The sequence below is a fragment of the Leptospiraceae bacterium genome, assembly GCA_016708435.1.
Lineage (GTDB): Bacteria > Spirochaetota > Leptospiria > Leptospirales > Leptospiraceae > UBA2033.
This window is the reverse complement of record JADJFV010000005.1, coordinates 172735-187307: the sequence shown is the minus strand read 5'-3', so window position 1 is coordinate 187307 and position 14573 is coordinate 172735. Positions and strand designations below refer to the sequence as shown.

Sequence of the window (14573 nt, the reverse complement as noted above, 5' to 3'; positions counted from 1 at the left end):
GCAAAGGTGTTTCTAGCTACTTTAGGAGGAATCGACTCTGTCGTATCGGATGTATTGAAGGGCAAAGGTATTTCTGACTCATCGGGACTAGAAGTCACTTCGTCTTATAATTCGTATACCAATATTTTGATGGGGGATATTTTAGGAGACGGGAAATTAGATGGAAAGAATGTATTGAATGAGTCAGGAAGCGCATTGGTAATTTCTTCTGAATACACAGCCATAGCTTCAAGCCCATTAGCCAATATTGCTTCTGGAATGAAATCGTATTTATTGCAGGCTAGTTCTTTTACTTCTGATGATGGAACTGGAATTACTTGGACAAGTTCGGATCTTTCAAACTCTGCTTTGATAGGTGGAAATGTTTTAGCGTCAGGCGGAAGCGCATCTGCGATTGCCTATTTAAGTGCTAGTTATACATTAGCAAGAGGAGTCCCCATGTCAACTTTAACTCCGGTAATTGCAAGCACTGTCACAAACTGCATTTCAACTCCTGCCCTGCCAACAGGATTAAGTATCAACGCAACCACTTGTGCCATTAGCGGAACTCCTACAGTAGAACAAGCATCTACTGCCTATACAATCTCAGCGGGAAGCTTAAGCGGAGTGGTGAATATCACAATTTTATCTGCTCCAACTGCAATCTCTTATGTTGGCTCGCCGTATTTCTTTACAAATGGAATTGCAATTACTGCTCTCACTCCAACGATCACAGGTGTGGCGACAACATGCACAGCAAGCCCTACTCTTCCTACAGGTCTAAGCATAAGTGCGACTTGTGTGATTAGCGGAACTCCATCGCAAGGAACTGCATTGACTGATTATACAATCACGGCTACCAATGTTGCGGGAAGTATTTCTGCCGTTATTCGCATGAGAACATTTTCTCTGTTCCTAAATTTGCCTATTCTCTCAACTATGCAACGCATGATGTTTCAGCGTATTCTATCAATTCGTCTACGGGCGCTTTAACTTCTGCGGGGACGGTTGTAGCCGGCACCAATGCAAGAGGAGCAATGGCAGATCCTACGGGTAAATTTTTATATGTAGTTTCAAAAGGAAGTAGTGAGATTAGAGCCTTTTCAATTAATCCTACAACAGGAGGCATTACATTAGTGGGAGGTCCGGTAGCAACTGCAAGTCCAGAGTTTGTTTTCATTCATCCCACCGGAAAATTTGCTTACGTAGCAAATAATGGAGGAACCATTTCCTATTTCTCCATAAATACAGACGGAACTTTAAATTCGGTAGGCTCTGTTGGGGCTGGCTCGAACACATACTATGTAAGAGTAGATCGAGAAGGAAAATTCGCCTATGCAGTAAGCAATGGAACGACTCAGATTTTTAGTTATTCGATCAATCAAGCAACAGGTGCTCTAACACAGGTAGGAGGTCCTGTATCCACAGTCGGGGGTGATCCTAGAACAGTAGAAATTGATCCAACCAATACGTATATGTATTCAGCAAATTTTGCTTCAAATGCTATCGCTCTCTTTACGATCCATCCTACTACAGGTCTTTTGACCTACGTAAATTCTTATGCTACCAGTATCCCTGGATTGGAATCAATTAGTGTAGATTCAACTGGCAAATATCTTTATTTTACAAGGGACACCGCACAAATAGGAGTAATGACGATTAACCAATCAACAGGAGCATTGACTATTACAACAAATGTAACCTCAGGTGCAAACAATTGGGTTCGATTATTCCCTGATCCTTCTGGGAAATTTATTTATGGTGTAAGCTGGAACGGTGGGACTATCAATTATTTTTCTATCAACCAGGCTAATGGTGATTTAACTGCAGGTCCAATCTACTCTGCCGGAACCAATCCAAATGGAGTGACAGTCACAGGGGCGAATTAGTTGGTCGTTAGCCGCAGATTTTTAGGACTTAATGTAAAGTGCAGATAATAGAGAACTACCCCAATGATTGCCCGATACTTTTTACTCCTTCTTTTTATTTATACACCTTGCTTCGCGCTCGATAGAATTCATCTTCAATTAAAATGGTATCACCAATTTCAATTCGCCGGCTATTACGCAGCAATCGAGAAAGGATATTACTCTGATGTCGGGCTAGATGTGCAGCTTGTTGAAACTCCCAATGGAGATGAAGCATTAGAGAACGTTCTTTCCAGAAAATACCAGTTTGGTACTGGAAATAGTGGTATCTTATTAAATCGACAAGCAGGTAAACCGGTAGTTGTAATCGCAGTGATTTTTCAGCATTCCCCTGATGTTCTAATAACTTCGAAAATAAATAGCGTCCAAAGTATTCACGACATTCTTGCCAAACCTGTAATGTTGTCCAGGCAATCGTTTGAAATTTTAGCCTACTTAAAAAAAGAAGGTATAGCGACTAACGATTTTATAAAACTAGAACATAGCTTTAACTTTGATGATTTGCTAAAAGGAAAAGTTTACGGTATGAATGGATATTCAACAGACCAACCATTTTATTTAGAAAATGTTCATTTTGCGTATCAGGTTTTTTCTCCCCGTTCGGCGGGAATAGATTTTTACGGTGACAATCTATTTACGAGTGAAAAAGAAATCCAAGAATACCCCGAGCGAGTGAAAGCATTTCGTGAAGCTAGTTTACTCGGATGGCAGTATGCGATGAGTAATCAAGAAGAAATAGTCGATTTGATTTTAGAAAAGTATTCAAAGCGTATGACACGAAATCATTTATTGTATGAAGCAAAGCAAATGGTGTCACTCGTGCAACCAGTATTAGTCGAACTCGGGTATATGAATCCAGGTCGATGGAGGCACATAGCAGAAGTATACGCAGATCTCGGGATGCTTCCGGAAGATGTGAACTTAGAAGAATTCATTTACGATCCAAATCCACGCCCTAATCTGAAATTATTTTATCAGACTCTAGGTGGTCTTTTATTCATTGGCCTGGTAGTTTGGATTATTCAAAGAAGGCGATTGATTATAAGATACTCCGAGAATTTGAAAAAGGAAGTTGAATTACGAACGAATGAGCTGAATAAATCGAATGCAGAACTATCCTTGACGAATTCGAATCTTGCTCATGCCCTCGAAGAAATAAATTCAACTCATTCTCAACTGATTCAATCTGAGAAATTAGCTTCCCTGGGTATCTTGACTGCCGGAATAGCGCATGAAATAAACAATCCAGTCAACTATATCAACTCAAGCATAACTGCACTAAATGGCTTAGCTACAGAATTGATTGATGTATTGAAAGTGTATGAGACAATTACACCGGAAAACATAACCCAGAAGCTAGAAGAAATAAAAGGATTGAAAGAACAAATTAACCTATCCGAAACGATTGAAGGAGTAACAGTATTATCCAACAATATTAAAGCTGGTGCCAAGAAGACTGCAGATATTGTTAAGAGTCTCAGAACCTTTTCAAGAATGGATAACGATGAACAAACGTTATCCGACATCAATGAGAATTTGGACTCAACTTTGATACTTCTTCATAATCAATATAAAGATAGAATCGAGATTATAAAAAATTATGGAAAACTTCCTCTATTAAAATGTTTTGCCGGGAAATTGAATCAAGTCTTCATGAATCTACTTGCAAATGCAATCCAGGCAATTAACGAAAGTGGAACGATTACGATAAGGACGGAATACCTACAATCAGGCTTATCAAATTTTAATAAAGAATGCGTAATCATTTCTATAAAGGACACAGGTTCTGGAATTTCCCTTGATATAAAAAATAAAGTATTTGAACCATTTTTTACAACGAAAGAAATTGGAAAAGGAACCGGACTCGGGCTTGCGATAAGTTATGGAATCATAGAGCAGCACAAAGGTAAAATAGAATTTAACAGTGAAGTCGGAATAGGAACTGAGTTTACTATCTATTTGCCTTGTAAATAAATATGATTTCGTTAATCCAATATAGAGTTTTACAAATATCTATCTGCTAAGGAGTAAAGCATGAAAAATATGTATAGAAGTAAATATATAACGGTTGATTACTTTCAAGAAGACAATCTTATCGAAACATTTTGGCTTCCTGAAACAGAGAAAATGACTGAAGACGAATACAAACAGGAAATGCTGAATTGGTTAGATGCTTGCCTAAAATGCAAACCTACAAAAAACATCCCTAACATAAGCGATATGCGCTTTGTAGTCAGTCCCGAAATGCAAGAGTGGACAAATGAAAATATTTTTATTTCTCTTCTTGATATGGGATTAAAGTGGGTTGCAATTGTTTTTGATAACCCTGATTTTATTGCACAACTATCACTTGAACAAGTGATGGAGGAACCGAAAGGAAAAGAATTTGTTACGCGCTGGTTCGTTAAAAAAGAATCTGCTATTGATTGGTTAAAGAGTGTAAAATAAAATGAGCATGAAAATAATTAGCGAAACAAAATTCATGGTATGCCAATTTGATGATAGTAAAAAAATTTTCTACGACATTTGGCTTCTGGAAACAATTAATATGTCTGAAGCTGAGATAAAAACAGAGACAATTATTGTAACTGACTTAATCGAAAAATATAAACCTAAATATATTATTAGCGACGACACAAAACGTCTATGCGTTTATCCCGAGTCTTTACAAAACTGGGTTCTAATGTGTTGGCTGAATGCCTGTATAAAAGTTGGAGTATTAAAAGTTGCCATTTTACTTCCTGTTGAGTCCTTATCAAATTTTTCTACTCAACAAATCGTCGATCAAGCAGATGAAATACCTTATGAATTAGAATATTTTGAAATGCTAGAAGATGCTTTTTCGTGGTGTGAGTCAAACTATGAAAACAATGAATGACGAAGAAGAAATAAAAGCTCTAAAAAAAGAAATTGAATTTCTAAAAAGGAAATTCAAAACAAATGAAGAAGTATTAGTAAAGGCTTTTAAAACTTTGCGGGAAAAAGAAGCTCGTCTGGTAACCGTAAATACTGAATTAGAAGCTACAATTGTAGAATTACAAGAAACTCAATCAAGGTTGATTGAATCAGAGAAGTTAACTACATTATCAAATTTTCAATTAAAGGCATCACTCGAAGAAATAAAATCTACTCAGTCTCAACTGATACAATCTGAGAAACTGGCATCTCTTGGAATTCTAACAGCAGGCATCGCGCATGAGATTAATAATCCAATCAATTATATTAATTCAAGTATACTAGCTTTGAATGAATTGGCAATGGAATTGATTGAGGTTTTGGATGCCTATGAGGCTTTGACACCGGAAAATATAAATGAAAAGCTACAAGAGATAAAAAAACTAAAGGAACAAATCAATGTATCAGAAACAATTGAAGGTGTTCGTGAATTATCCAATAATATCAAAACCGGTGCAAGGAAGACAGCGGACATAGTTAAAAGTCTCAGAATTTTCTCAAGGATGGATGGGGGTAAACAGCAATTAGCTGATGTAAATGAGAATATAGATTCTACCCTGATACTTCTTCATAATCAATACCAGGATAGAATCGAGATAATTAAGAATTACGGAAACCTTCCTCTCGTAAATTGTTTTGCCGGAAGATTAAACCAGGTCTTTCTTAATTTATTAGCAAACGCAATCCAATCGATAAAAGAAAAGGGAACCATTACAATAAAAACTGAGCATTCCAAATCAGGGGTGCAAGATTTTAAAAACGAATGCATAATCATTTCTATAAGGGACACAGGAACTGGAATTTCCCCCGATATAAAAAATAAAGTATTTGAACCATTCTTTACAACGAAAGAAATTGGTAAGGGGACAGGACTAGGTCTTTCCATTAGTTATGGAATTATAGAACAACACAAAGGTAAAATGGATTTTACAAGCGTTATGGGAAAGGGAACTGAGTTTACTATCTATTTGCCTGTCTAGTAAAAAGTGGAGAAGCTTATGAATACAAATAGTTATAATATATTATATGTAGATGATGAAAAAGAAAATTTAACTAGTTTTAAGCTACTTTTTAGAAAAGATTTTAATGTAATTATCGCAAATTCAGCCCAAGAAGGATTATCAGTATTAAAAGAAGAAGACATTCAGGTTATCATTTCAGATCAAAGAATGCCCTTTATGAGTGGAATAGAATTCTTAGAGCACGTTTCAGAAAAACAACCTAATATTATTCGAATATTGCTCACAGGTTACGGCGATACGTCTGCTATGCAAGTAGCCATAGACAATGGAACAGTTTCTCGAATTCTCTCCAAACCATTTGATAGAGATGAAATGAAAGTAGTTCTTACTAGTGCACTAGAGCAGTATGAACATAACGATAGAAGGTAAAAAAATGTCCCTAAGTAAAATACTCTATGTAGATGATGAAAAGGAGAATCTTGTTAGCTTCAAATATTTATTCAAAAAGAATTTCGAAATTCTGCTAGCAATTTCAGCCGAAGAAGGTCTTGAAATACTACAGCGCGAACCAATCCAAATTATTATCACAGACCAGAAAATGAGGCACACTACTGGAGTTGAATTCCTTAAAAAAATAGCCAATGTTTACCCTGATCCGATTAAAATTTTACTTACAGGTTATGCTGATGTTGGAACTATCATCGAAGCAATCAATCACGGAGAGATTTATCGTTATATCCCAAAGCCTTTTCAGCCGGAAGAAATGCTTGTAACACTCAAGAATGCGTTGGAAGTTTACACTCTTCGTATGCAAAATAAAGAACTCTTAACCACATTGATAGAAAAAAATCAACAGTTAAGTATTTTTAACGAAGACTTAGAAAGGAAAGTTCAAGAACGAACTGAAATTTTAACAAGAACGTTAGGCGAAATAAATGAATTAAAATTTCAACAGGATGGAGATTATTATTTAACATCTCTTTTAATAGAGCCGTTGAGCCGCAATTCTGTCTCCAGTGAAAAGGTAACAGTCGAATTCTTTCTAAAGCAAAAAAAAGAATTCAATTTCAGAGGATCAACGGACACTATTGGAGGAGATATAAATATTGCGCATAATGTCAAACTGATGAATAAATCATACATTGTATTTATCAATGGTGATGCAATGGGTAAATCAACACAAGGGGCGGGTGGAGCAATTGTTCTAGGTACAGCTTTTGAAGTAGTAATGGAGCGTTTACGTAGTTTTAAATGGGGAAAGAATTTAATGCCCGATGAATGGCTATACAATACTTATCAGGAACTGAACCAAACATTCCTTACATTTGAGGGACTCATGATGGTTTCTATGGTGCTTGGAATTTTGGAAGAGGATACAGGTAATTTGTATTTTATCAACGCAGAGCATCCATATCCTGTTTTATATCGAGAAGGAAAAGCAAGTTTTATAAACACTGATCAGAATTATAACAAGCTTGGATTCCCTGTTGTCGGTCAGCAGAAAGCAAATTTATCAATCAGCAATTTCCAATTATTAAAAGGCGACATTGTGTTTTTTGGATCAGATGGTAGAGATGATGTAATAATTGAGACCCTTCCTAACGGACAACCAAAAATCAATGAAGACCAAAATCGATTTCTAACTTGTGTGGAAAATGGTGCAGGTAATATAGAAAGAATAGTTCAGTGGATACAACAAGACGCTATCCTCATGGATGATTTATCCATATTAAAAATCACCTACACAAGATAGTTTTTTCAATTAACACAGACTTGCATGCATATCACATTAAACAGCCTACAGCCCATTAGCCGCTATTTATTGTTCAATGAAAGAAACACTACTGTTTGGGTCGGGATGTAAGAATTGTCCGTATACCCAGCCTGTTTTGTCTCCTACAGAAATTTTAAACCAATAGGCTTTATACAAATTTGGAATTGTCGCTCGCTCTTTTGATTTTTCTAGGATTTTAATTTTAGTCCTATCTGTAGGTGTTAAAATACTTTTTGACTTTGTAGAAGCAGACTCTCTGACGTTGACAGATTTTCCGTAGATGTAGGAAACATCTCCTGCTTTCAATCCTTCTGAATAGACTACAAATCCCCATTCGGAACACATAGTTCCTTCCGCATCTCTTGCTGATTGAATCATTTGCTTTTTACAATTGTCTACAGATTCATTTTTAAATTCAAAAATTTCCGATGCGTCAGCATTCTTAGATTTAAAAAGCTTACCTGTATAGTTTTGAAACGCTGTATCTTTTTTTTGAATGGACGATTTATTTTTTGCACATTCTTCTAAAGTAGATTCTTTACAATCGACTAAGGATTGAGAGTCTCCTTCTATCCATGTAGAGCAAGTTCCTTTACTAGCCTGTGAGAATATTGGATTTACAGAGCTAATAAATAGGAGCAGAAGAATTAAAACTAAATTTCGTAGTGTAAAGATTTGCTTAGTTTTGTTTTGAAAATTGGAAATGGAATTAAATTGGTAGAATTTCATTTTCCCATTCTAATTCCATTTAGAATTATTCAATCCATTTTTGCATTTTCAAAATTCAAAATTACTGAGGTCTTTCTCTTACTTTGACAATGGATTTTACTTCTTTGCCTTTTCGAAATAAGGCAAATGGCAATTTGTCTCCGACTTTAGATTTACGAACTTTGTTGACTACGTCTTCCGGTGATTTCATTTTTTCATCACCGATTTGAGTAATCACATCCATGAGTTCAATCCCTGCTTCTGCCGCTGGAGAGTCGCTGTAAATTTGTTTAACAAGTGCTCCTTCTGTGGAAGGAAGTTTGAGTTCTTGTTTTGTATCTTCATCGATTGCATCAAGTGCAATTCCTACCCAGGCACGTTTTACTTTTCCATTTGTTTTAATTTCTTCCGCGACTTTGGTTGCTTCATTGATTGGAATAGAAAATCCAATCCCAATAGAGCCTCCACTCGGAGATACAATCATACGGTTAATACCAATTACCCTCCCATAAATATCAAGGAGTGGTCCACCACTATTTCCCTGATTAATAGCCGCGTCTGTTTGAATATAGCTAACACCAGAAGAATCAATTCCACCCCGTGCAATTGCACTGACGACTCCCACAGTGAAAGAATGCTCGTATCCAAGAGGAGCCCCAATTGCAATAGCCCAATCTCCAACTTTAACTTTTGAAGAATCTCCAATTTCGATTGGAACTAAATCACTAGCCCCTTTAATTCTTAATACAGCAATATCAGAAACAGGATCAGAGCCTATGACTTCCGCTTCGTAAGATTTTTTATTTCGTAACTTAACATGAAGCTTATCTGTTTCATGAACGACATGCTCATTGGTTAGAATGTATCCTTCCTTATTTAAAATAATTCCAGAACCAAGTCCGGTTTGCTTTTGCTTTTGCGTTTTGGATTTTCCTTTCAAAGAAGGAGGACCGAAGAATGGATCACCGGAAAATGGATCCATAAAAGGATTCATTTGAATGTTGACAGTTTTTTCTGTTGCAATTGATACAACGCTATCAGCCGTTTTTTCATATACTTCATTAAACGCGGTTTGAATTCCTACTGCTTGCGAAACCGAAGGAGTAGGATTCACTTCTGTTTTAGCATTTAAGGATAAGCTTGATTTGCCCCCGCCTATACAATAGAAAAGTGGGGAAAGAAATGTTCCGAGTAAAATAAATAGGAATGAGAATAAAAATGTTTTTGATTTATAATTCATGTTTCAACCTCAAAGTTTTACCTATTAGAAACTTGGAAGGGTAAAAAAAGTTCGTTCTAGTTTTTATTTTTTTTAAAAAACCATTTAATTTATGCAATCTCTCTCTGGAAAAAATATATAAATGATTAGAATCAGATGGAAAAGAATGAATCCTTTGAAATCAAAATTTACAACTTGACAAGCGAACTTTAGTAAATAAAAACAACAGGCACTGAATCAGTTTTAGAAAAAATTAAGGAAGATATAAAATGAAATTTGATTTCGATGTGATTGTAATTGGGTCTGGTTTTGGTGGGTCTGTGATGACTTGTCGCTTAGCAGAAAAAGGAATCAAGGTTTGCCTATTAGAAAGAGGAAAGCACTACAAGATGTGGGATTTTCCTAGACGAATTCACGAAATCAAAGAAAAACTAATCTGGGATCCAAAAGACAAACGCTTTGGCTTTATGGAAATTCGTGATTATCCAGAGAGCGACTTAATGTCAGTAACCGCAAGTGGTTTAGGTGGAGGAAGTCTTATCTATGCAAATGTATTAATGAGAATGCCAGAAGAAAATTTTGCTGGCTGGCCAAACGGTATTACCCGCAAGACTCTTGAGCCTTATTATGATAAAGTAGTCAACACAATGGAAGCATCGCCCTACCCGCTTGATAACGAATACTACAACCGCACGCCTAAGACGCATTTGTTTAAAGAAATCGGTGAGTCCTTAGAACAAACGGAAGATGAATTGGAAAAACCAAAAGTTATTTTTCCTGACTTAGCAATTCGATTCAAAGGTGATTTTCCCGGACAACAGTCCTTAAACGCTCACGGTGCCCTGCAATCGAATTGCAACAAATGCGGTGAATGTGATATAGGCTGTAATATTCATGCAAAGAATACATTAGATTTAAATTACATCTTCCGTGCTCAAAAACAAAAAGTCGCAGCCGATGTGAGAACTAACGCAAATGTAGAATCTATTTCTCCGATGGAAGATAAAGACGGTGGATATGAGGTTATTTATTATAATCCGCGAGAACCAGAAAAGAAAATAAAACTGACTGCAAAGAAAGTCATAGTCTCAGCAGGCTCTCTTGGCTCTACTGCTTTACTTCTAAGAATGCAAAAAGAAGGCAAACTAAAAAATCTTTCTCCCATGCTTGGGAAAAAATGGTGCGGAAATGGAGACTTAGAAGGCTCTGTATTAAATACATCGCATGATGTGATTCCTACCAAAGGACCTGTAATTACAGCGGCTATTCAGCATAAATTCAAACCTTATCCCGATGGTTACGCGCATAACGCATTTATTCAAGATGCTGGCTTTCCAATTGGACTTGGTTGGTATGTATCCGGAAAAATTCCATCCGTTCACTTTTTAATTCGTCCGATTAAAATAGGAATTCGTTATCTAAAAGAATTCTTTTTTAAACTGATTGGTTCCCCTATGCATAAAGGCGAAGTCAATGTTGGTGATAAACTAATCGATTTACTCGACAGCGAAAAGTTTGTGAGAAAAGCTTATCTACTTCTAGGCATGGGACGAGACAGAAACGATGGAGAAATTAAACTTCGGGAAGATGGAGAACCAATCATCAAGTGGCAAATGAAGAGTAGCCAGTTGCATTACGATAGAGTGCGCCGAGCCATGAAGACAATGGCAAATAAAATGGAAGGAATATTTGTGGATAACCCACTCACCTATCTCAATAAAATCATCGCGGTTCATCCAATTGGTGGATGTGTAATGGGAGAGTCAAAAGAAACAGGAGTTGTTGACGGAAAAGGAGAAGTATTCGGTCACAAGGGTTTATACGTAGTAGACGCTAGCATCATTCCTACTTCTCTCGGACCAAACCCATCGCTAACGATAGCCGCCATGGCCGAGAGAATTGCAGATCAATTTGATATGAAATAAAGTTAATCCTTTAAACTCTGATGGCCGGGATGGATTTTTATATCTTTGAATTTCTTTGCAATGAGTTGCAAAGCATTCAAGCTATTTCTATTTTTATCTCGGTCAGCGGTGAAGTCTCCGGGGGGAACATTGTTTTGCCAACCGAAGGTAGTATGACAAGTATCCCCTAGAACAAGTTGAAGACCATTTGTGCTATGAACTAAAAATGCTAAACTGCCGGGAGTGTGACCAGGAGAATAGAGAACAATAAGAGAGCCATCGCCAAAAAAGTCTAAAGTAGAAAGACCCAATTCAGAGTCTGCATTGGGAAATTCTAATTCTTGGATTGTTTTTCCTTCTCCGAGTAAATCGTTTGTGCTACCTTGCACAAACATGTTGATGAAGGCAGTAGAAGTTGATTCTTTTGTTCCTGTATAGATAGGAATTTCTTTTCCTAAATCACCTCCACCCATTAAATGATCAATATGCATATGAGTTAAAAATACACCGTTTAGTTTTGCAGGATTAGCAGTCATCCAGTCGCCTAACGTCTGTTTTACTTTTAAAGCATTCATATTCATTCCTTTCTTGAGAAGCCAATTAACAGGCCACTGCGATGGATCTTTTTTAAATACATTTGCAATTCCTGTATCAATAAAAAATCTTCCATGAACAGGATGATCGATCACATACATATAAATTTGTATTGGCTCATCCCCTTCTTTAAGACCCTTTTCTTTAGAAATAGGATCATCCAAGTAAATGAGACCACCTCTAGAAACAGCCCAATCAGCAGAGACTACTTTTTGAAATTGGATTTTTCCTTTTGGATTGGAATAGGATTTCAAATCGAAGGGAGTTGTGTTTCCCTTCTGAACTGACCTAGCGGGTAACGACGTTACTCTGCAATTCACTAAAATCAGGAAACAGAGTGAGAGTAAAATTTGTGTTATCTTCAAAATATTTTTTCCTTTAAACAAATCAATGCGTCATTAGGAATACTTGCATTTCCCCGACGAGAAAACCAAGAACAGCGCCTACGGTGATAAGTATCCATTCATCCTGTTGGAAGGCAGGTCTAAGGACACCTTCAAATTCTTCTTCAGTGAGTTGTTGCATTTTACTTACGATAGTATTTTTAATATCTAGCGCATTACCAACGTATGTCTCAATATTCTTTAAAGTTTCTGGTAAACGCTCAATGATTTTCAATGCTGCTTTGTGCTTTACTTCCTGGTATTTCTCTCCGCCTAAAGTCATGATAACAATTGGTTTTGCAAATCCAACTTGGGTATCAATTGTCTTTTTAATAATTCGAGTTATCATTTCGTAAAGTCTATCTGAAAGAGGACCTGACAAAACATATTCTAGAATATTTCTAGGGGTTAATATCTCTGTTGCGATTAACGCACCGTATTCCGCTGCCACTTGTTGCCTTCTCTTTATAAAGAGTCCCTGCCAGGTAACAAGTCCCATGTATTTAGTTTGTTGTTTGGGATAAAAAATCATCTTGAGTGCTAACCAATCTGTAAACCAACCAGTGAATAAACCAAACATTGGCATGATGAGCGGAGAATGTGTGAGCATCCATGTGCTTGCCTGTATGAGTCCAATTAGAAAACCAAAATAGATTCCTGAATTTGCAATGAATTGAAATTCGGGCTTTCCTACTTCTTTGAAAATACGATTGAGAAGTTCCTTGTCTTTACTCATGATTGAAACGACCATTGATTTTATATCAAAGATAGAATCCAAATCCCGATCCATGTCTGCCATTAATGCTTTGATGACTCCGGGAATTTCCTTTCTCATATTTCCAATGAGTTGATCACGCACTAGAGTCGGTAAAGCTTCCCATATCTCCGGTTGTAATTTTCCGATAACCTCATCTGCAATGATATCAATGTCTCGAATTAAAGGCTCTTCTAATGCTTTAATGATTTCAGTGGGATCAATTCTATTGTATAACTCACGCGTATTAATAAGTCTAGCAGTGAGAGTATCCGCCGCAATTGATGCCATCTTTTCTGCACGGCGAGGAATAATCCCCTGCCATCCCAAAAAAGGTTTTATACCAATGAACTTGATTGGCTGAAACATCATCCGTATCGCAACCAATTTTGTAACATAACCAATCAAAGCCGCGACCAAAGGCATAGATAGATAAAGCCAGAGATGTTGTTGGAAATCTTCCCACATAGTAAATTCCTTTTGTTCTGTTTATTTTACTGGAATTGTTTAAAAGTATAAATTTCTCACAGAGTTTGCAGAGAACACTGAGAAAAAAAACACAAATGAATTTCAACGTATCGAGATTAGTAAAGAAGTGTCAAACGAATTAAAGAAATCCTTTTGGAAAAAGTAAAGCTCTAAAAAACTAAACTTTCATCCCCAAGTAAGCGTATTCCGTGACCGACTGAATTAACTCTTCCATTTCTTTTAGATTGTTTTTGGGTTTAATTCTGCCCTCTAGAAATAGCATTGCGATTCCGTGGATCATTGCCCAGGAGGCTAATGTCTTGTCTCTTGCGTTGCCTTCTCCGATTACACCGAGGCGTTGTCCCATGCGGATAATTTCATGTAGCTGCTTATAGGTGCGACGAGAGACTGCGGCTAACGTTGGATGGAGTTTTAAATCAACGCCGACACCACCAAACATGATACGGGCAAATTGTTGGTTGTTTAAAATAAATTGCACATACGTCCAGCCAAGAGCACGGTATCTACCGAGAAAATCATTGTTCGTTCTTTTTAATTCTTCCTGGTAACTAGCAAAGTATTTTTGAAAACCAAATTCGGCAATGGCAGCAAGCAAAGCATTTTTATTTTCAAAATGATGGTAGGTAGCGACATGACTGACACCTGCCTTCGAGGCGACTTGTCTTAGAGAAAGTTTTTCCAAGGAAGTAGTCTTTAAAAGTTCAGTGCCTGCTAAAATTAAATCTTCTCTTACAGTAAGTCCATTTTTCTTTAAAGGTCTACCTACTTTTAATTGCTTCTTTTTAGATTTTTTCTTACTAGCTACCATTGACTCAATGAAAATGATTTGCTGTTTCTTTGCAAGCAGTATTTTACCAATGGTAAATTAATACGTTGACAAAAATTCAATATAACTTACCAGTGGTAAATTATACAGTCACCTCG

General features: G+C 36.7%; 14 protein-coding genes. 9 read left to right on the top strand and 5 right to left on the bottom strand.

What is annotated here, in order from left to right; genetic code table 11:
* Window positions 1-6: 6 nt before the first annotated feature.
* The 8 genes from IPH52_10870 (at window position 7) to IPH52_10835 (ending at window position 7577) form a co-directional block, all read left to right on the top strand.
* A complete protein-coding gene (locus tag IPH52_10870) occupies window positions 7-972 on the top strand; it encodes a putative Ig domain-containing protein (protein MBK7055537.1) in 966 nt (321 codons plus the stop codon).
* Between the two features lie 44 nt (window positions 973-1016).
* Window positions 1017-1868: a beta-propeller fold lactonase family protein gene (locus IPH52_10865; GenBank protein ID MBK7055536.1), complete on the top strand. Its 852-nt coding sequence runs from the start codon at window positions 1017-1019 to the stop codon at window positions 1866-1868.
* Window positions 1869-1931: 63 nt separating this feature from the next.
* Window positions 1932-3881, top strand: a complete 1950-nt coding sequence (locus IPH52_10860; GenBank protein MBK7055535.1) for an ABC transporter substrate-binding protein — start codon at window positions 1932-1934, stop codon at window positions 3879-3881.
* A gap of 60 nt (window positions 3882-3941) precedes the next feature.
* Window positions 3942-4355 (top strand): hypothetical protein, encoded by a 414-nt coding sequence (locus IPH52_10855; GenBank protein MBK7055534.1) that lies wholly within the window; start codon window positions 3942-3944, stop codon window positions 4353-4355.
* Between the two features lies 1 nt (window position 4356).
* The gene (locus tag IPH52_10850; GenBank protein ID MBK7055533.1) at window positions 4357-4785 is read left to right on the top strand and encodes a hypothetical protein; all 429 of its coding nucleotides are present in this window, start codon (window positions 4357-4359) and stop codon (window positions 4783-4785) included.
* Window positions 4769-5842, top strand: coding sequence for a hypothetical protein (locus tag IPH52_10845; protein MBK7055532.1), 1074 nt, complete (start codon window positions 4769-4771; stop codon window positions 5840-5842). Before IPH52_10850 ends, IPH52_10845 begins: the two co-directional genes overlap by 17 nt.
* Before the next feature lie 18 nt (window positions 5843-5860).
* Window positions 5861-6253 carry a response regulator gene (locus IPH52_10840; GenBank protein ID MBK7055531.1) on the top strand — a complete coding sequence of 131 codons (393 nt, stop codon included), beginning with the start codon at window positions 5861-5863 and terminating at the stop codon, window positions 6251-6253.
* 4 nt (window positions 6254-6257) lie between these two features.
* Window positions 6258-7577, top strand: a complete 1320-nt coding sequence (locus tag IPH52_10835) for a SpoIIE family protein phosphatase (protein ID MBK7055530.1) — start codon at window positions 6258-6260, stop codon at window positions 7575-7577.
* Between the two features lie 66 nt (window positions 7578-7643).
* Here IPH52_10835 and IPH52_10830 read toward each other — a convergent pair whose 3' ends face one another.
* Entirely contained in the window at window positions 7644-8327 is a 684-nt protein-coding gene (locus tag IPH52_10830; protein ID MBK7055529.1) for an SH3 domain-containing protein, read from the bottom strand.
* 61 nt (window positions 8328-8388) lie between these two features.
* Window positions 8389-9546 carry a trypsin-like peptidase domain-containing protein gene (locus IPH52_10825; GenBank protein MBK7055528.1) on the bottom strand — a complete coding sequence of 386 codons (1158 nt, stop codon included), beginning with the start codon at window positions 9544-9546 and terminating at the stop codon, window positions 8389-8391.
* Between the two features lie 248 nt (window positions 9547-9794).
* Between IPH52_10825 and IPH52_10820 the strand changes: the two genes are divergently transcribed.
* Entirely contained in the window at window positions 9795-11450 is a 1656-nt protein-coding gene (locus tag IPH52_10820; GenBank protein ID MBK7055527.1) for a GMC family oxidoreductase, read from the top strand.
* 2 nt (window positions 11451-11452) lie between these two features.
* Here IPH52_10820 and IPH52_10815 read toward each other — a convergent pair whose 3' ends face one another.
* The 3 genes from IPH52_10815 to IPH52_10805 form a co-directional block, all read right to left on the bottom strand.
* Window positions 11453-12277, bottom strand: a complete 825-nt coding sequence (locus IPH52_10815) for an MBL fold metallo-hydrolase (protein ID MBK7055526.1) — start codon at window positions 12275-12277, stop codon at window positions 11453-11455.
* A 133-nt stretch (window positions 12278-12410) separates the two neighbouring features.
* Window positions 12411-13628, bottom strand: a complete 1218-nt coding sequence (locus IPH52_10810) for a DUF445 domain-containing protein (GenBank protein MBK7055525.1) — start codon at window positions 13626-13628, stop codon at window positions 12411-12413.
* Window positions 13629-13806: 178 nt separating this feature from the next.
* Window positions 13807-14457 carry a TetR/AcrR family transcriptional regulator gene (locus tag IPH52_10805; GenBank protein ID MBK7055524.1) on the bottom strand — a complete coding sequence of 217 codons (651 nt, stop codon included), beginning with the start codon at window positions 14455-14457 and terminating at the stop codon, window positions 13807-13809.
* Window positions 14458-14573: the final 116 nt, after the last annotated feature.

Bases quoted from the DNA above. Each gene is read 5' to 3' on its own strand.
- IPH52_10860 (MBK7055535.1), top strand. From the start codon at position 1,932: ATGATTGCCCGATACTTTTTACTCCTTCTTTTTATTTATACACCTTGC.
- IPH52_10810 (MBK7055525.1), bottom strand. From the start codon at position 13,628: ATGTGGGAAGATTTCCAACAACATCTCTGGCTTTATCTATCTATGCCT.
- IPH52_10805 (MBK7055524.1), bottom strand. From the start codon at position 14,457: ATGGTAGCTAGTAAGAAAAAATCTAAAAAGAAGCAATTAAAAGTAGGT.
- IPH52_10835 (MBK7055530.1), top strand. From the start codon at position 6,258: ATGTCCCTAAGTAAAATACTCTATGTAGATGATGAAAAGGAGAATCTT.
- IPH52_10845 (MBK7055532.1), top strand. From the start codon at position 4,769: ATGAAAACAATGAATGACGAAGAAGAAATAAAAGCTCTAAAAAAAGAA.
- IPH52_10820 (MBK7055527.1), top strand. From the start codon at position 9,795: ATGAAATTTGATTTCGATGTGATTGTAATTGGGTCTGGTTTTGGTGGG.
- IPH52_10865 (MBK7055536.1), top strand. From the start codon at position 1,017: ATGGCAGATCCTACGGGTAAATTTTTATATGTAGTTTCAAAAGGAAGT.
- IPH52_10840 (MBK7055531.1), top strand. From the start codon at position 5,861: ATGAATACAAATAGTTATAATATATTATATGTAGATGATGAAAAAGAA.
- IPH52_10850 (MBK7055533.1), top strand. From the start codon at position 4,357: ATGAGCATGAAAATAATTAGCGAAACAAAATTCATGGTATGCCAATTT.
- IPH52_10830 (MBK7055529.1), bottom strand. From the start codon at position 8,327: ATGAAATTCTACCAATTTAATTCCATTTCCAATTTTCAAAACAAAACT.
- IPH52_10855 (MBK7055534.1), top strand. From the start codon at position 3,942: ATGAAAAATATGTATAGAAGTAAATATATAACGGTTGATTACTTTCAA.
- IPH52_10825 (MBK7055528.1), bottom strand. From the start codon at position 9,546: ATGAATTATAAATCAAAAACATTTTTATTCTCATTCCTATTTATTTTA.